Source organism: Paenibacillus sp. FSL W8-0919 (genome assembly GCF_038003785.1).
GTDB lineage: Bacteria > Bacillota > Bacilli > Paenibacillales > Paenibacillaceae > Paenibacillus_AQ > Paenibacillus_AQ lactis.
Window position 1 is genome coordinate 4074880 of the sequence record NZ_JBBOPV010000001.1, and the last position, 16566, is coordinate 4091445.

Below are 16566 nucleotides of genomic sequence, written 5' to 3' on the forward strand. Positions count from 1 at the left end.
GGTATTTCCTGATATACTTTTCGCATGTTATGAGATTGGGGGTAGTACCGATGGCAATGCGAGATTGCTTATTTACTAGGAAGTGCTCATGCAAAGCCTAACTAGGGCGATACTTTGCATGGGTGCGATCGAAGGAATTCCATCGCCCAGCCTTGGATGTTATCGTTTCTAATAATAGGCTTTGCACCTTATTCATTTTTCATAAAAAATAAGGGGCTGAAGAGCTGTGAGTGCACCATTTATTAGAAACCATCAATTCAACGTCATTAAAAAGCAAGCCGATTTCATTCAGAAGACCCTGCGAACCGCCGCGGATCGGAGCGTCTTGGAAACCGTTAGATATCGTTCCGTCGTGAACATCACGGAAGCATTCCCTGATCTGACACAGGATCAGAAGAAGCTGTTTGAGGAGATCACGACTCTCGAGACGGCCAATGATTTCCAAAGATATCTTAACGCATTGGAGCCGTATATGGAGCCTTATCCGCCGATTACGGTCAAACAGATTCAGAAGCTGTTCCCTAAAAATAAAAAACTGAAAGTGCCTGATCTAGGATCCATCGATTTTCGGTATACGACGTATTTGAGCTGGGTGGATATTGCAACAAGCCGTTTGTTCATTGTCTATCCGTTCGAAGGGAAGTTCATCGGGATCGAGGGCAGAATAACGCCGACACACAAGAAGGGGTACTGCCTGTTCTGCAATCGACATCAAGAGCTTGCATACTTCTCGGTCAGAACCAAATCTGCTTTCGCTTCACCGGATAATTTCTCTTCGGTTGGTCATTACGTCTGTATGGACAATCAAGCATGTAATCAGTGCATTACGGCTTCGGGATCATTGGAGAAGTTTATTCTTTCAGTTAGCAAATAAACGTTAATAAGGTTAGGGCTGCCCCAAAGGCAGCCTTTTACTATAGATCTGGCCAGGTGCGATACAAAGCTCCGATTGACTTCATTTTTGTCATCAGCCGCGAAGATGGAGTCATACAACGTTGCAAGAGTCTAATCGAAGATTTAATTGCCATAGCGTCTAAGTCATTCTCTTAAATTTACATATATTATATTATCTTTCTCGAAGGGAGGATTTTTCATGAAAAAACACCATGATAAGGTTCTAGTGATTGTCCTCAAGCCTGGACAAAAAGTGATTGTAAAGTGTGAGAAACACAAAAAGCATCGCGCATAAGTAAAAACGGGTGAGCCTTATCTTTTAAGATCAGGCTCACCCCCTTCATATCATCCATAGGATTGAAGAATGATATTGACGGCACAAAATCAAAGTACATAAAGAACGGCACATGGTAGTTTATTTTTACGAACACGCTAACAATACTACACGAACTGATAAAGGGGAAATTCTGGTGGAGAACCTGCTTAAAGAACAAATCAATTTCATTGTTGAAATCGACAAGCTTAAAACCATTGAACGAAGAACTAAGATTATTCACGGGCCAAGGCTTGAGAACGATGCGGAACACACGTGGCATCTTGCAATGATGGCCCTTGTGCTGCATCAGCATTCGAACCGTTCAATCGACCTCCTCAAAGTGCTCAAGATGCTGCTTATCCATGATTTGGTCGAAATCGATGCCGGCGACACATTCGCTTATGATACGGCCGGGCACAGTGATAAGTTTGAACGGGAAATGCAAGCAGCCCAGAGGTTGTTTGGCATGCTTCCGCCAGAGCAGGAAGAGGAATTTATGAATCTATGGTTAGAATTTGAGAGGAAGGAGACGGACGAAGCCAAGTTCGCTTCCTCACTTGATCGATTACAACCGCTTATCCATAATCATTTAAACCAGGGAGATACCTGGCAGAAATATCAGATTACAAGTGAGCAGGTCATCAACCGGAATCAAGAGATCAAGAATGGATCAAGGACATTATGGGAAGTGGCGCAGTCCATCATCGAAAGCTCCGTTGAACAAGGGATATTGGCTAAATCGTAAATCGAAAGAAGAACAAGAAGGGATCGCTTGCCGATAACCCCTTGTTCTTCTTTTATTTAGGTGCGGCATGATAATCTGTCAGGCTATGATGGGGATACAAATTTCACATGAATGATTGGTTATCATTTCACCCGTATATCTTTCGATGACCGGTCTGTTATCCATTTGATAGCCTTTGCTTTGAATAAAGGGGAGAACTTCACTCCATGCCCTTTGTACTTCTTCAGCGGTGTGTTTGATTTTATAAATGGCATAGGTTCCGCCAACGAGCTCGCTTTCGTTGATGGATCCGGCGATTTCGTAATCCTCCGAAATGACAATGCAGGCATCGTACCGGCAATTTTCGGGAGGTGTTGCTGCGGGATTGTCTTGCGGAATTCCAAACAGGATGGCCGAGGTTGTGAGAAGCTCTCGCTCTATAGCCCACTCTTTTAACTTTTCCATCGCCTCGGCATTGGCAGGGCCGTACGGGCCAACTTGTCGTACATAGGCAATACGGTAGGTTGGAAGATGCTCGACGGTCATATTCGTCATTTTTAATTTCCTTTCTTTGGTAAATTGGGTGCTGCAATTTGATGCTAACATGTTATAAAAAATATCTAAAGGAAATTATCGATGCATTCATAATTTATCAGAGGTAACGATCGGTCCCCTTGCTGCTCCGATTTCTAACGCATCATGTTCGTAATCATTGCCACGAATCGTTAAAGCAGATGACTGCTTTCCAACGTTGATCCCTTTATATAATTGATGACTTTTAGCCAAACATTATCATTTGCACGAATGTTGTACGATAGAAGTGTACATTAAAAAATGCAGTAAGAAAGGTGGGGGATAATGAATAAAACGATTCCTATTTTTCCTTGCAAATCACTAGAAGAGGTTGTTGTGTTTTACGAAGCCCTTGGATTTGACGTAACCTATATGCAATCCGTTCCTTATGGATATGCAGCCGTGAAGCATCGAATAGGTGAGGTGAGTTTCACGAGGCAGAAAAATTATGAAAAAGAAAAATCCATAAATGGCGCTTATATTCTTGTTGAGGATGTTGAAAGTGTATACTCTGAATTTATAGCGAATTTAAAAAAGGTATACGGAAAAGTGTTCCGAAGCGGAGAGCCTAGAATTACAAAAATAAGCACCAATAAAGAAGATATTCGCTTTAATCTTGTAGATCCTGCAGGGAATTATCTGATTATAGGGCAAAAAAAAGAAAGGGAAGGTCGAGGAAATCCACATTCAACGGGTACCTCTACCATTGAAAAACGATTCTATAGCGCATATACATTAGCGCATTCTAAAAACGACTATCGAACCGCATATAAAATCATTGAAGGACTTACAGGTAAAAAAGAAGAAATGTCTCAGATTTTATATGCGAAGTTACTCATATTAAAGCTTGAGATCGAATTCAATTTAGAGCGAGCCGCGGAATTGAATGAAACGCTTGCTGAAATCAATGCGATAAATTTGAATCGAAGCGCATTTGAGCGATTAATTGAAGAAAAGCAGCGTCTTCAAGAATTGCTGGAGGATATATCTTCGTAAAACCTGTAATGGACAGGGTTTACATATGAACGATAGATCAAGAATCGACAGATTGGTGTTCATGAACCAAGAGTTGAAATAACTCCTATATGAAAAGGGACCGTTCCCCCTTCTGCTGAGAAGGGAACGGTCCCTTTTACTGCTTCGATTAAAATCCCGATCGATTAAGCGCCAATCAAGCCGTTAACTCGTACAGAAGAACGATTTGTATTGCCAGCAGCTCTTAAGGCTCCCAAATGACGGTCGGGTAGGGGTGCTGATCATATGCGCTTGCCCAATAATAGGAGTCTGCGATGATGCGCCGCGGGAGAAAACCGATCTCGCCGCTCGGCAGAGAGATGAGTTCAGAACGGGAGGTGAACATGCCATCCGTATTTGTCACTCCTAGCACATACTTTCCAGCCATATGGGTGAACCGTCCGCTGATCTTAGCAGCGGGTATCGGCTGCTTCGTCTCCATGTCAACGACCTGGATGGTAACCGTAGCGACGCCTTCATTATAGAGAATGGCCATATGGTCAATGATCATGGGCTTCATTGCGGATGGAGCGGTCGTTGCCACTGCCGCAGCGCTGGGTGATCCTTCATTGCCGCTGATGTCAACGGCCGTTATTTTGTAGTGGTACGTCGTGCCAGGCAGCAGCCCGGTATCCTCGAAAGATAGGGTCTTCGATGAACCTGCATACGTATCCGGTCCAATCTCGAATGCTGCATCGGTGCCGCGATAGATCCGGTATTCGTTCACGGCGCTGTTGTCCATGGCCATATCATAATGAATGTCGATCCGCTGGTAATCGAATGCGGCCGCAGATACCCGGCCGACTTGGCCGGGAGGCTCATTGTCTGCTGGAGGCTGCCATTTGAATCCGTTAGGCCCCCACTCACTCGGGAAGTCGACCAGCGAAGTGTAGTGGTGGATAGCAATGCCGCCAAATGCAGGATCGCTTTCGAAAGCGGCGTAAACCTTATTTAACTCCTGCTCCATATAGAGCCGACCTTCCTCGTGGAAGCTGATGGTCTCCGGATCTCCGCCATCGGCGATGTCTTTCGTTTCGACTCCGATCACAACGGATTTGGGTTTCCCGATCTTGGAGGCATAAGCCAGCTCGTTTACGGCATGGGCAATAATGCCTGCAGAACCTTCGGCCTGATCGCGATAATTCATGATGGAGATGTAATCAGCCGTGTCCTGAATGTGCTCGGACAACCACTTCGTCTCCCCATTCCAGGTGATATTGCTGGCATCCGCCGAAGAATCATACCATCTTGGAATCGCAGCCCCGACCGAGAGCGAAAGTCCGGACGCGTCTTTGCGTGACATGAGCAGCTTCAGCATATCCAGATACTGAATTTGTACGGAGGGCTTTGCCGTTTTGAAATCAGGCAGGATATACGGTTCCGTGTCCAGATTGATTCCGTCAAACCGGGCGGATGCTTCGGAAGCGAGATTATAATTCAATACCTGCTCGAATTCCTTAACCGCCTGTGCATGATAACGGCTGTAAGCCCCGAAGTAGGGAGGCTTGGTACCGCCGGCAATCAATGCCTGCACATCAAAGCCTTCTTCATGCGCCCACGTAATAAACCGCTGCACTTCATTTCGATAATCCTCCAGCATCATGGCTCCTTGAAACTGTCCGACTGCCAGATACAGCGTCTTGATGGGGCGCTGATCAAAGGTAGCGGTATCCTTCGCCATGGCAGCGAGTGAATAACGCGCATTCGGGTTCAGCACCAAAGGATAGGAGGCATTTTCCCATATCCAGATTGCTCGGTCCTGATCGGGAAGGGGTTGACCCGGACCGTATACATGTTCCGTAACGGTTTCTGGGGGAACGGACTCCAAATAGACGCTGTCCATTACCGTAGCACGATCCTGGCCAAAGTTCGGTTCATCCCCGTAAACGTCGCTAGTGACGGCAGCACTGGCAGCCGAAATACTGCCGGATGCAGTAATTCCGGTTTGCGCATAGACGGATAAGCTGTAGCCTGTATTGCCGTGCGTATCGGTTGCTCTGGCTTCCAGGCTGTGGACCGGCTGCGTTGATTGACGGGTATCCCAGGTATATAAATATCCTTTCTTGGCCGGCAGAACCGGGATCCACCCGCCCCCGTCGATTCGGAGCTCGACGCGCGAAATCGGATTTTTGCCTACGGCTGAAATCTGGACGTCGACTTTATTTCGAAGCCGTGTGTTTTCGGCAGGACTTACGATTTGAACTTGAGGTATGTTCGCCGGGGGATTATCTACGTTCAAGTAAATCCATGGAGACCAAACTCCGTACCGGGTTACAACATCTTTGGATTTGAGGACAATTTCTATGGCCCCGTCCAGCTGAGTCGTATCAAGCGAATAAGACCAAGTCCCGCTGTCATCACCGTCCGGATCATCCATGTGGACGTCTTCCACCATATTACCATTCACGATCAGTTCGAGATCATAGACGCCGGAGTAGGTGCCGGACAACTCGGCTTTACCCGGCTGAATGGTTTGTCCATCCTGATGAGAATCAATTGTGATAAGCGCTGCCGCTTTGGCAGAAGGGAGGGGAATACAGACAGCGAGCAGAATTGCCGTCAGGAACAAGAGTCCACATTTGCGAAACCTTGAGCTTTTCAACATTCTTTTCACACCCTTGTCATTGAGATGTATAAACGTACTTGACCAACCCGGCAGCCTTAAACGCTAGATGCAAGAAATCAGATATGACCGTCATTAAAGCGCTTACTTTTAATTATTACGAAATTAGAGGTTTAGAACTGCCGCCGGCTATCCGTCTTTAGACGGATCATCATTTTATTCTGAAGACGGTGTAAACCCGGCGGAATGTTATGTAATCTGTTCTTAAACGAACGTTGGATGAATAGGATGTGCAGCTGGTTGAAAGGATTTTCTTGGACAGGAGGAATGATGGATGGATTCAATCGCGATTTATAATATGGCCGAAGCGGGTCGTGACGTACGGTATGAGGTGGCTGAGGTATTCGTGGATGGGTATTATGAGGAATTATCTTATTTCACGAAGGACCGCTCGACCCTCATTTCCGCCTTCAAAGATCTGTTTAGCTCCGAGGTCTTCTATGTGGCCGAACTCAACGGAAGGGTTGCCGGTATACTGGCTTGCTCCAACAATCGGCAGCGGGCAATGCCGGTCGAACTGGAGCCGCTTCAGAACGCTTTCGGCGTGCAAACGGGGGAACTGGCTTACCATGTCATGACAAATGAGTTTAATACCGCTTTGCCTTACGATGACAAGACGGGGTATATCGAATGTGTGGCGACATTGACCCGTGATCGCGGAAAGGGCATTTCCTCTGCCTTGTTGAACTATGTGGTGGAGAAGCTGCCCTATCGTCGCTATGTTCTTGAGGTTACCGATGCCAACGAAGCCGCACATCGGATTTACTCGAAATTAGGGTTTCGAGAGATTGAGCGGAAAGCGGAGAGCAATGCCGAAATTGTAGGGTTTAAATACCGCATTTATATGGAGTGGACACCGGAGGATTAAACGCCGAGCTTCTGCACGAAATAAATTTTGATTGAAATTGATCGATAATTAAGAAACCGTGTTAATCGAGCACTTCTGCAAGTTGCCCTCGGACGCATAGGGCCCTATGCGAAAGGGGGGTTTTTGTGTGCTTCGCGTATTCTTTAGTCCGCGGAGGCTGGTATGGAGAGCATTCTTGACGGTATACTGCATATAGGCGATGGTTATGACTAACGGGATATGAACTGAGGTGACGCCATGTTCGAATTGCTGATCACGATGACGGAACGGATCGGCATTATTGTTACGATCGCTTTTATCGTGACCCGGCTGCGATTTTTCCGTACGATGCTGAGCCAGGACAAGCTGTCCTCCGTTCAGCGGCTCCAGGCCGTTCTGGTCTTCGGGGTGCTGGGCATTGTCGGAACGTATACCGGCATTACAGTCAGCACAGAGTCGCTTGCCGTGAATAAATGGATGCTCCAGGTGTCCGAGGAAGAAGCCATAGCTAACTCACGGGTGGTTGGTATTGCAATGGCCGGGCTTTTCGGCGGATGGAAGATCGGTCTGGGGGCAGGGCTTGTTGCAGGCCTGCACCGCTTCACGTTAGGCGGCTTTACAAGCCTTGCTTGCGGATTGGCGACGATGCTGGCAGGCATCCTGGCAAGTCTGTTTCGGAAAAAGAACGAGCAGATCAGCGTCTCCGCAGCTTTAGTCCTCGGAGCGCTGGCAGAGTCGCTGCAGATGCTGATTATTCTGCTGCTTTCGAGGCCTTTCGACCAGGCGTTGAACCTGGTCGCTTTTATCGGGGTTCCCATGATCGTGGCCAATGGGATCGGCTGCGCCTTGTTCCTGCTGATCATCCGATCCGTAGTCAATGAAGAACAGAAGGCTGCAGCCCAACAGGCCCAAACCTCGCTTCGGATTGCCCGGAAGACGCTCGGTTACATGCGGCAGGGCATGAAGCCCGAATCGGCCGAAGCGGTCTGCCGGATTCTGTTCGAGGAAGTGAAGGCAAGCGCAATCGCGATGACCGATGACCGTGTCATCCTGGCCCATATCGGCATAGGAGACGATCACCATGCGCCTGGACGCCCGCTGCAGACAGAGGTAACCCGGCACGTTATCGAGAAGGGGGAGCTGCTGATTGTCGACCGGCATCAGATCCAATGCCAGATGCGGGATTGTCCGCTTGGCGCGGCGATCGTCGGTCCCCTGAAGCAGGGAGGGGAGACGGTCGGGACGCTTAAATTTTATTTCCCCAGCAAGAAGGATATTACGCATGTTACCACGGAGCTGATGTCCGGGCTCAGTATGCTGTTAAGCTATCAGCTGGAAGCAGCTCAGCTTGCCGAAGCGAAGGAGCTGGCCAGGGAGGCCGAGATCAAGACGCTTCAGGCACAGATCCATCCGCATTTTCTGTTTAACGCGCTCAATACGATTTTGTCGCTAACGAGGATTGATGCAGTGAAAGCGCGCAAGCTGCTTCGGAGCTTGTCGGATTATATCCGGCAGAACTTAACGGCAGCTGCTGCCGAGAAAGCGACGCTTCAAGAGGAGCTGCAGCATATCCGTTCCTATATGAGCATTGAAGAAACCAGGTTCGAGGATAAGCTTGCGATCTCATATGAGGTTGAAGAGTCGGCTCTGAACGCTATTGTTCCGCCGCTGACGATGCAGCCGCTCGTGGAAAACTGCATTCGGCACGGCTTCAGGAACAAAACGGATGATTGCATCATTCGCATCAGGATCACCGGCAAGCCGTCGTCCGGCGTGACCGTTACGATCAAGGATAACGGAGAAGGAATTCCTGCTGAACGTCTGCGGCAGCTCGGTCTTCAGATGATGCAATCCACATCCGGCACCGGAATGGCCGTGTTCAACGTTAACCGGCGTTTGACGTTAATGTACGGGGGATCCGCTTCATTAAAGATTAAGAGCAAGGAGTCAGAGGGTACCGAGGTTGTATTCCATATACCGCCGGCGCCTTCGGCAGCTGACGATAAGTTTAGATAAAGGCAGGGATCACGCGCATCATGACAGACCGAATCAGAACCATCATTGTGGATGATGAACGATACAGCCGGGAGGAGCTCGGATTTCTATTAATGCAGTACCCTTCCATTGAAGTGACGGGCGAAGCGGGATCAGGGGAAGAAGCGGTGCTGAAGACGCTGCAGCTGCAGCCCGACGCGGTATTTCTCGATGTTGAAATGCCGCTCATGAACGGACTTGCGGCCGCCGAAGCCATGCAGGAAATGAAGAAGCCGCCGAAAATCGTATTCGCCACCGCGTATCCGCAGTTTGGCGCCGATGCCTTCCAGTATGAGGCGATAGACTATCTGCTGAAACCCATCGATGAGGATCGTCTGGCTGAGACGGTTCGAAGACTGGAGAGAGCGATCCTATCGCCAAGGCAGCAATCGCCAGCGCCATTGAAATCCTGCGGCAAGCTGTCGTTGGAGGAGGAGGGGCAGATTCATTTTATCGATCCGGATGACATTATTTATATATCGCGGGAAGATCCGTTTTCCAAGATTGTTACCGTCCATCGGGAGTTTCATGTGAAAACGCCGCTCAAGGAGCTGGAGGCGAAGCTTCGGTTGTACCCGTTCTTTCGGATCCATAAAAGCTACATCGTTCATCTTAAATATGCTAAAAGGCTCGTCCCATGGTTTAATGGCGCCTACCAGCTGGAGCTGAAGGGGAGCAGCGAGCTGCTGGCCGTGAGCCGCAATTACGCCAAGGCCTTTCGTGAGGCATTGGAGCTATAGGACGACCTGCGTAAACTCCCTTGCATGTTAGCATGCACTTTGTGCATCTTAATCCGTATAAACGACATGTTAATCGCAAATTACCTCCTGCCCGCAGGAATTTCCTTATAATCGATGTAAGCGATTCCAAAGGAGGAGGCGATAGATATGATTACCTTCATCGTATCGATTCTGCTGTTAATACTCGGTTATTTTACGTATGGAAAATATATTGAGAAGTTATTCGGCGTCAAAGAGGAGCGGTCCACGCCGGCTTACGTCAATCAGGATGGCGTTGATTACTTGCCGATGAGTACGGGCAAAAACTCGCTGATCCAGCTGCTTAACATCGCGGGGGTCGGACCGATCTTCGGGCCGATCATGGGAGCCTTATACGGTCCGGTTGCCTTTCTGTGGATTGTATTTGGCTGCATATTCGCCGGAGCCGTGCATGACTATCTGACCGGCATGATCTCGATTCGCAACCGCGGTGCCCATCTTCCTGAGCTTGCCGGGAAATTCTTGGGCAAAGTCATGAAGCATGTAGTCAACGCTTTCGCCATTCTGCTGCTGATTCTGGTAGGAACGGTATTCGTCACCTCGCCGGCTAGCCTGCTTCACAACCTGATGAATGGCTCTATCAGCTTGTGGATGATTACGGTTGCCATCTTCGGCTATTATATCCTGGCAACGCTGCTGCCCATCGATAAAATCATCGGCCGCTTCTACCCGATCTTCGGTGCGCTGCTGCTGATAGCCTCTGTCGGCGTCGGTGCGATGCTGATCATCCAGAAGGCGCCGATTCCAGAGCTGACATTTACCAATATGCATCCTGACAATCTGCCGATCTTCCCGCTGCTGTTCCTGACGATTACGTGCGGAGCTTTGTCGGGGTTCCACGCGACTCAGACGCCGATCATCTCGCGCACGACCCAGCGCGAGGGGCAGGGCCGCAAAATCTTCTACGGCATGATGATCGCCGAAGGGATTATCGCCATGGTCTGGGCAGCTGCGGCAATGAGCTTGTTCCACGGCTCGACCGGTCTGAATGAGCTGCTCGCAACAGGCGGCACGGGGCTTGTCGTAAGCGAAGTCGCGAAGGTCACGCTTGGGGCGGTTGTTGGTACATTCGCTGTGCTTGGGGTTATCGTTCTGCCGATTACGTCCGGCGATACGGCATTCCGCAGCGCGCGGATGATCATTGCCGATTATATCAAGCTGCCGCAGCTTAGCATGAAGAGCCGGCTTCTCATTGCCGTTCCGCTCTTTTTCATTTCGATAGCGCTTACGCAGATCGATTTCAACATTCTATGGCGCTATTTCTCTTGGGCTAACCAGGCGACTGGCGTGATTGCCCTGTTTGTCGGAGCGATGTATTTATACATCGCACGCAAAAACTTCTGGGTGGCCCTGATTCCCGGCGCCATGATGCTGTACACAACGACGGTGTATATTTTGAACGCGCAAATCGGCTTCCGTTTGTCCATGAACGCTTCCTACATCGTCGGCGCAGTCATCAGTGCGGTTCTGGTGATTATCTTCTTTAAAGCCGCACAAAAAGCCCGAGCCGCCAAGCTTCCGCTGGATGTGGATGTCTCCGGCTTCAACAAGGCTGCATGATAGCTACATTTTAAACGGATCCACAAGTTAATCTATAGTCCATGGTTTGAAGGTACCGCGGCAGGTTAGTTACAGCCTGCGTTTGCGGTGCCTTTTTGCCGTGATCGGTCAAACCCTCATTCATTCCCTTACCTGGTGCCATTATACCGATCGCATGGCTGCTCCATTCGACCGAGATGTCATCCGGCTTAACGCAGAACCGTCCTTCATCGCTGCCCGCTCCATTGGATAAGGAGCTTAGACTTCTTGCAAGAAGCTTCCCGCAAACATCCTGACGAAATTATACATATAATCAATCCGACCGGCTCATAAAATGATGAAAGAAACGTGTAAATGGTGAAGGGGGCGTGTGCAAGATGCTAACCATGCTGCTGTTCCTGTTTGCCGCAAGCGCTGCGGTTGCCAGCGTCGATACCACCTGCGGGTTGAACGTGCTTGGAAGCCTGGATAACACGAAGGTGAACAAAGCCGCTTATGCACTCGTCTATGTGCTCTCCTGCACGCTGGGAGGAGCGGTGACCGGGCTTGCGATCGGCGGCGTCAATTATTTGCTGTCTCTAACCCCGTTGGGGCCATTGTATAACGCAATCATCGTCATATTGTTTGCCGTGTTCATCCTGTTAGAGCTGTTTAATAAATCCGGACTTCTGCCCTCGGGTAATTTCATTGTGCCGTCGGAATGGATTCGGCAGGCGGGATACCGTTCCGCAGCGCTCTGGGGCCATATTCTGGGCATGGGGTTTATTACGCTTCAAGCCGGCGTCCTGTTTCATGCATACATGCTATTATCGATATTTGCGCCGGTTTGGTGGTTGAGTCTCCTGGCGGGAATATGCTTCGGATTCATACGGGGCACTGTATTTAGTCTCCCCCTGATCCGGTCCGTCGTCCACATGCTGCTGGAAAAAAGATGGCTGAAGCGCACCTTGCTTAGCGCCGTGCGGCTAGTCGCATCTTACGTGCTGCTGACAGGATCCATCTTATGGATTCTCCTGTCCTAATTTAAGAAGGGAGGCTGCCGTTCCGATGTATGAAATTGCTGCCATTTCCGCCACCTTCCCCATGCTGTTATCGGTTACCAGCTACATCTGGAGCGCCTTCTTCGGCGACCCGGACCGTTTCCCTGGCAGTCCCCGTCTGCACGCGCTGCTTGTATTGCTGCAGTTCCTTGCCGTCACCATGATTTACGGATATCCCTCATCCATGAGTTTTGTCTTGCTTTCGGTCCTATACTTTGTTCAGGGAATCGGAGTTGTCTATTACATACGGAAGAAAGGAAGGGTAGACTGCGGCTGTCTCGGTCCGCAATTTCATTCCCGGCTGGGGTGGCCGCTCATTGCTATTAACGGGTTTATGGGACTGCTCAGCATGGCCTGGAGCAATCCGGCATGGTTTGACTATCGAGAAGCAGTCGCCCTGAACGGATTTCTGCTGGAAGGCATGCTGCTCCTGGTATCGCTGCTTGTCATCGTGGGCATACCGGATGCCGTTCATGCCATCCGGATATACCGCGAGCTCGCCGCCCCGCATGCTCCGTACATCAAACAGAGGTAAAGGAGGGCATGATGAACACGTTTTTTTGGATCTCCTATATTGTTCTATGGCTCCTCGTTGTACCGTTGGTTCTACTTAACCTCGTCTTGTTCAGACAGCTGGGAATTATGGTGATGGGGACCGCCCGGGGCGTCAACCAATCCGGCATTCCGGTCGGCCGCAAGCTTCCCGATGCCGTCACCACCGATCTGCAAGGGAGCTCGTGGTCGACGAGCGGCTTAGCCGGAACCGCCGCCATCCTGTTGTTCGGATCGCCGACCTGCAAAGAGTGCGCACAAATTATTCCGGACTTTACCCGCATCGCGAAGAAGCACCACGTCAAGCCGGTCCTTCTGTTATTCTCATCCGCAGAGCATGCAGCATCGTACATCTCGACGATTGGCTACGAGGATGAAGCCGTCCTGGTTACCTCCGAGCTTGCCCGTCAGCTGGATGTCCAAGTCACGCCTTATGCCTATGCGGTTGACGGCAGCGGCGTAATCAGGCACAAGGGACTGGTCAACAGCCGCGAACAGCTGGAAGCCTACGTGAAGGCAACCATAGCTTCCTGAATAAGAGGTGATAAGCATGTGGCGTTTGCCTGCAAATAAAGATGAAGAAGCCCAGACGGTGATCAGCCGCTTGACCCGGAAAGCGAGTCGAGTCTCGATTTTGAACCGTTTCGCACAAAAAACAGCGGAGCTGCTGGCGAGAGTCCTCCTGAGACCCGAAGAGCAGCTGGTTCGTATTTCCTTTGCCGCCGGGCCATGCCGCCCGCCTCACGGTCAATATTGCAGCGGATGCGGAGCAGATGCTTCCTGTCCGCCCGATTATATCATCTGCACGCCGAAATCCGTTATTACGGACTGCAAAGGGCTGTGTCCTTATCCGTCCGGCTGGTGGTATACAAGCGATCCGCCCGGACAACGGGCCAAATGCCAGGATTGCATCTCGCAATATGTTCATCCCGAATTCGGGATGAAAGGCTGCTACCAAGGGGCACATATTTATGGCAGATATATCATTTGCGCGTGCAGATCGACCTTCACATATTAATGCATCGGCCGCGTGTTCATGCAATCCAGTGAGACGCACGACGTCGTGATGGGATGCCGCCGCGCTCAAATTTTCTAAGAGCGTCAATTCCTTATATTCGGCTGATTTGTCCTCGTTTTAAGGATATAATTGGAGAAACAGCGAGGTTAATGAACGCAACGATTCGTTGTGAGCTGATGAAGGGAATAAGGAGAGGGACTGATGCAGGACATTGAGATCCGGAGACCCGCATACGCTGATGTCGAAGCGCTTGCGCATTTTTTTCGAATCGTTGTAACCGATACGTTCGCCAAGGAAGGCCTGTCGGAATTGGATGAGGATATCGAACAGGAAATCGAATCGAAAATTCAATACTTGAATCGTGATTTGGAATCAGGAGGCGAACAGTGGTACTTTCTAATTGCCCTGATCGATGGCCATGTCGTAGGCACGATTGAATATGGGCCGCCAAACGCCATGATCCGGCAGCACGCTCCATGGAACAAACAGGACATCATGGAGGTGGGGACCGTTTTCGTGCATCCGGATTATCAAGGCAGGGGAATTGGAAGCTTGCTCTTAAACGTCATTTGGTTGTCGATGATGGAGCGGGGATACCGGGAATTTTGCCTGGACAGCGGATACTCTGCGGCCCAAAGCATCTGGAAGAAAAAGTTTGGAGAACCCGATGTTCTCCTGCAGGATTATTGGGGCGAAGGCCTTCATCATATGATCTGGAGAAGATCGCTCGGCGACGTTTCCATCACATTTCGAAATAGTGTCGATTCCGAAAAAGTTGAGTCATAAGCGCGTGTCACAGTTACGACCCAAATGGTCAGCCATGGACAGGTGGATATGATTGCGGCCGCCCCAGAGATTGGGGGGCCTTCTTCTCGTAAAGCGATATTTTTCATAATCCTGTGTGTGAGGGTCCCCGATCGGGTGTACAATAAGATAGCTGCAGCAGGATCATCCTGTCAGAATCAATGGCGCGAAGGGGATGGTGAAGGTGCGCTTATTGCTCCATGATACGAGTGAAGTTCATGAATTGAAGGTGTACGATACAGAGGAGCTATACGGCGTGAAGGGGCGTTTCCGAGTGCTGGAGTTCTCCGATGATGCGGTGCAGGGAGTGCTGGATCTGAACGATCCGGAGCGGATCGTCTTTGAGTACCCGAGAGCGATCATTCACCTGATCGATGCCAATCATTCGGATTTCGAGGACATGTTCCTGATCGGGCACGGCATCGGGACGATCGCCCGCCATTATGCGAATAGGCGGATAACGGCAGCCGAGGTGGACAAGCGGGTGGCGGAGCTGGCCCGCACCTTTTTCGGCAGCGAAGCTGAATCCGTGAGAATTGGCGATGGGCGCGAGCTGCTGGAGAGGGAAGCTCAGGATACTTTGGACGTTATTATTGTGGATGCCTTTACGAAGGAAGGAACGCCGCGGCATCTGGCTTCTGCGGAATTTTTCATGATGGCGGCAGATAGGCTGCGTGATCAGGGTATTATGATTATGAACCTGATTGGACGAGGAACTAGGGACCCTTATATCCGTGCGATCCACACGACGCTCCATACGGTGTTTTCCTATACGAAGGCATTTCGTCTGTCCGATCGCCGCACAGATATTCAAAATATCATTCTCATCGGAGCCGCGCGCCCTATTCTGTATCAGGAGCGTCATATGGCCGGCTTCCGGGAGGCAACTCTTGAACAGGGCTATGTGATAACGGATCGTCCGTAGGAAGGGATGGAATACATATGGAATATGTTTTGCTGGTGCTTGTCGGAATGCTGGCCGCGGTGAGCGGGGCGATTGCCGGCCTTGGAGGCGGATTTATCATTGTGCCGGTACTGGCCCTCATGTATACAATGCCGGTGTCCCAGATATCGGGCACATCAATGGCCGTTCTGTTCGTCAGTGCGATCTCCAGCACATGGGCCTATGCGAGGCAAAAACGAATTGATTACCGGAGCGGCCTGGCGTTCTCGGTAGCCATGATACCGGGCTCTGTGCTGGGTGCCTGGACAACCAGCATTGTGGGCAGCCGCGTCTTTTTTATAGCGCTTGGACTCTTCCTGATGCTGATGGCGGTTGTGATCAACTTCAAGCCGACCCAGAGCCGGGGCGGCTTCCTCCGGCCGACGGTGACAAGAAACTTCATCGATGCCTCCGGCGCTGAGCATCGCTATGCGTTCAATTTGTGGTTCGGCTCCGGGGTTGCGCTTTTTGTCGGGTTCATCTCCAGCTTGTTCGGCATCGGCGGCGGCTCGGTAATGGTGCCTACGATGATCCTGTTCCTGGCCTTTCCGCCGCATATCGCCACCGCAACGTCCATGTTTTCGATTCTGCTCTCCTCGCTGGTGGGAACCATCTCTCATGTCGTGCTTGACCATGTGTTATGGGGGACGTTCATTTGGCTTGCGATCGGAGCACTGGCCGGGGGCCAAATCGGTGCCAAGCTTGCCTCCAAAATACCGGGGCTCGTCATCGTGCGGATATTGTCGGTATGCTTGTTCATCGTGGCGATCCGGCTGATGTTTAAAGGATAGAGCGTCCGGGTTCTTGCGTTGAGCCCATTTACGTTTGTTTAAGCCAACCGGGTGATCTGGTTGGTTTTTTCTATG

The 16566-nt window shown here is 50.3% G+C and carries 16 protein-coding genes; 14 read left to right on the plus strand and 2 right to left on the minus strand.

Going from position 1 to position 16566, the window contains the following annotated elements; genetic code table 11:
* The first annotated feature begins 226 nt into the window (after nucleotides 1–226).
* Nucleotides 227–874, plus strand: a complete 648-nt coding sequence (locus NST44_RS18565; protein ID WP_007130219.1) for a FusB/FusC family EF-G-binding protein — start codon at nucleotides 227–229, stop codon at nucleotides 872–874.
* A 490-nt stretch (nucleotides 875–1364) separates the two neighbouring features.
* Nucleotides 1365–1955, plus strand: coding sequence for an HD domain-containing protein (locus tag NST44_RS18570; RefSeq protein WP_040738692.1), 591 nt, complete (start codon nucleotides 1365–1367; stop codon nucleotides 1953–1955).
* A 78-nt stretch (nucleotides 1956–2033) separates the two neighbouring features.
* Here the strand turns inward: NST44_RS18570 and NST44_RS18575 are convergent, their stop codons facing one another.
* Complete coding sequence (locus tag NST44_RS18575; protein ID WP_007130216.1) at nucleotides 2034–2489, minus strand: AraC family transcriptional regulator; 456 nt, start codon at nucleotides 2487–2489, stop codon at nucleotides 2034–2036.
* A 303-nt stretch (nucleotides 2490–2792) separates the two neighbouring features.
* On the opposite strand from NST44_RS18575, the gene NST44_RS18580 reads away from it, so the two are divergent.
* A complete protein-coding gene (locus tag NST44_RS18580; protein ID WP_007130215.1) occupies nucleotides 2793–3503 on the plus strand; it encodes a hypothetical protein in 711 nt (236 codons plus the stop codon).
* Nucleotides 3504–3726: 223 nt separating this feature from the next.
* Here NST44_RS18580 and NST44_RS18585 read toward each other — a convergent pair whose 3' ends face one another.
* A complete protein-coding gene (locus NST44_RS18585) occupies nucleotides 3727–6126 on the minus strand; it encodes an Ig-like domain-containing protein (protein WP_210095197.1) in 2400 nt (799 codons plus the stop codon).
* Nucleotides 6127–6418: 292 nt separating this feature from the next.
* Between NST44_RS18585 and NST44_RS18590 the strand changes: the two genes are divergently transcribed.
* The 11 genes from NST44_RS18590 to NST44_RS18640 all read left to right on the plus strand — a co-directional run bounded on the left by NST44_RS18590 (nucleotide 6419) and on the right by NST44_RS18640 (nucleotide 16491).
* The gene (locus NST44_RS18590) at nucleotides 6419–7012 is read left to right on the plus strand and encodes a GNAT family N-acetyltransferase (RefSeq protein WP_007130213.1); all 594 of its coding nucleotides are present in this window, start codon (nucleotides 6419–6421) and stop codon (nucleotides 7010–7012) included.
* 237 nt (nucleotides 7013–7249) lie between these two features.
* Nucleotides 7250–9007, plus strand: coding sequence for a sensor histidine kinase (locus NST44_RS18595; protein ID WP_007130212.1), 1758 nt, complete (start codon nucleotides 7250–7252; stop codon nucleotides 9005–9007).
* A gap of 20 nt (nucleotides 9008–9027) precedes the next feature.
* Entirely contained in the window at nucleotides 9028–9765 is a 738-nt protein-coding gene (locus tag NST44_RS18600; RefSeq protein WP_007130211.1) for a LytR/AlgR family response regulator transcription factor, read from the plus strand.
* 147 nt (nucleotides 9766–9912) lie between these two features.
* Nucleotides 9913–11364: a carbon starvation CstA family protein gene (locus NST44_RS18605; RefSeq protein ID WP_007130210.1), complete on the plus strand. Its 1452-nt coding sequence runs from the start codon at nucleotides 9913–9915 to the stop codon at nucleotides 11362–11364.
* A 356-nt stretch (nucleotides 11365–11720) separates the two neighbouring features.
* Nucleotides 11721–12365 carry a hypothetical protein gene (locus NST44_RS18610; protein WP_210095196.1) on the plus strand — a complete coding sequence of 215 codons (645 nt, stop codon included), beginning with the start codon at nucleotides 11721–11723 and terminating at the stop codon, nucleotides 12363–12365.
* Between the two features lie 25 nt (nucleotides 12366–12390).
* Nucleotides 12391–12918: a MauE/DoxX family redox-associated membrane protein gene (locus NST44_RS18615; protein WP_007130208.1), complete on the plus strand. Its 528-nt coding sequence runs from the start codon at nucleotides 12391–12393 to the stop codon at nucleotides 12916–12918.
* Nucleotides 12919–12926: 8 nt separating this feature from the next.
* Nucleotides 12927–13469: a TlpA disulfide reductase family protein gene (locus tag NST44_RS18620; protein WP_244152704.1), complete on the plus strand. Its 543-nt coding sequence runs from the start codon at nucleotides 12927–12929 to the stop codon at nucleotides 13467–13469.
* A 16-nt stretch (nucleotides 13470–13485) separates the two neighbouring features.
* Nucleotides 13486–13953 (plus strand): hypothetical protein, encoded by a 468-nt coding sequence (locus NST44_RS18625; protein ID WP_007130206.1) that lies wholly within the window; start codon nucleotides 13486–13488, stop codon nucleotides 13951–13953.
* A 201-nt stretch (nucleotides 13954–14154) separates the two neighbouring features.
* On the plus strand, nucleotides 14155–14739 hold the full coding sequence (locus tag NST44_RS18630) for a GNAT family N-acetyltransferase (RefSeq protein ID WP_007130205.1): 585 nt from the start codon (nucleotides 14155–14157) through the stop codon (nucleotides 14737–14739).
* Between the two features lie 193 nt (nucleotides 14740–14932).
* On the plus strand, nucleotides 14933–15682 hold the full coding sequence (locus NST44_RS18635; protein WP_083832623.1) for a spermidine synthase: 750 nt from the start codon (nucleotides 14933–14935) through the stop codon (nucleotides 15680–15682).
* Between the two features lie 17 nt (nucleotides 15683–15699).
* A complete protein-coding gene (locus NST44_RS18640) occupies nucleotides 15700–16491 on the plus strand; it encodes a sulfite exporter TauE/SafE family protein (protein ID WP_007130203.1) in 792 nt (263 codons plus the stop codon).
* Nucleotides 16492–16566: the final 75 nt, after the last annotated feature.

Coding starts and splice junctions, on each gene's coding strand:
- NST44_RS18640 (WP_007130203.1), top strand. CDS start 15,700: ATGGAATATGTTTTGCTGGTGCTTGTCGGAATGCTGGCCGCGGTGAGC.
- NST44_RS18580 (WP_007130215.1), top strand. CDS start 2,793: ATGAATAAAACGATTCCTATTTTTCCTTGCAAATCACTAGAAGAGGTT.
- NST44_RS18585 (WP_210095197.1), bottom strand. CDS start 6,126: ATGTTGAAAAGCTCAAGGTTTCGCAAATGTGGACTCTTGTTCCTGACG.
- NST44_RS18620 (WP_244152704.1), top strand. CDS start 12,927: ATGATGAACACGTTTTTTTGGATCTCCTATATTGTTCTATGGCTCCTC.
- NST44_RS18625 (WP_007130206.1), top strand. CDS start 13,486: ATGTGGCGTTTGCCTGCAAATAAAGATGAAGAAGCCCAGACGGTGATC.
- NST44_RS18600 (WP_007130211.1), top strand. CDS start 9,028: ATGACAGACCGAATCAGAACCATCATTGTGGATGATGAACGATACAGC.
- NST44_RS18575 (WP_007130216.1), bottom strand. CDS start 2,489: ATGACGAATATGACCGTCGAGCATCTTCCAACCTACCGTATTGCCTAT.
- NST44_RS18595 (WP_007130212.1), top strand. CDS start 7,250: ATGTTCGAATTGCTGATCACGATGACGGAACGGATCGGCATTATTGTT.
- NST44_RS18635 (WP_083832623.1), top strand. CDS start 14,933: ATGGTGAAGGTGCGCTTATTGCTCCATGATACGAGTGAAGTTCATGAA.
- NST44_RS18605 (WP_007130210.1), top strand. CDS start 9,913: ATGATTACCTTCATCGTATCGATTCTGCTGTTAATACTCGGTTATTTT.
- NST44_RS18630 (WP_007130205.1), top strand. CDS start 14,155: ATGCAGGACATTGAGATCCGGAGACCCGCATACGCTGATGTCGAAGCG.
- NST44_RS18590 (WP_007130213.1), top strand. CDS start 6,419: ATGGATTCAATCGCGATTTATAATATGGCCGAAGCGGGTCGTGACGTA.
- NST44_RS18610 (WP_210095196.1), top strand. CDS start 11,721: ATGCTAACCATGCTGCTGTTCCTGTTTGCCGCAAGCGCTGCGGTTGCC.
- NST44_RS18615 (WP_007130208.1), top strand. CDS start 12,391: ATGTATGAAATTGCTGCCATTTCCGCCACCTTCCCCATGCTGTTATCG.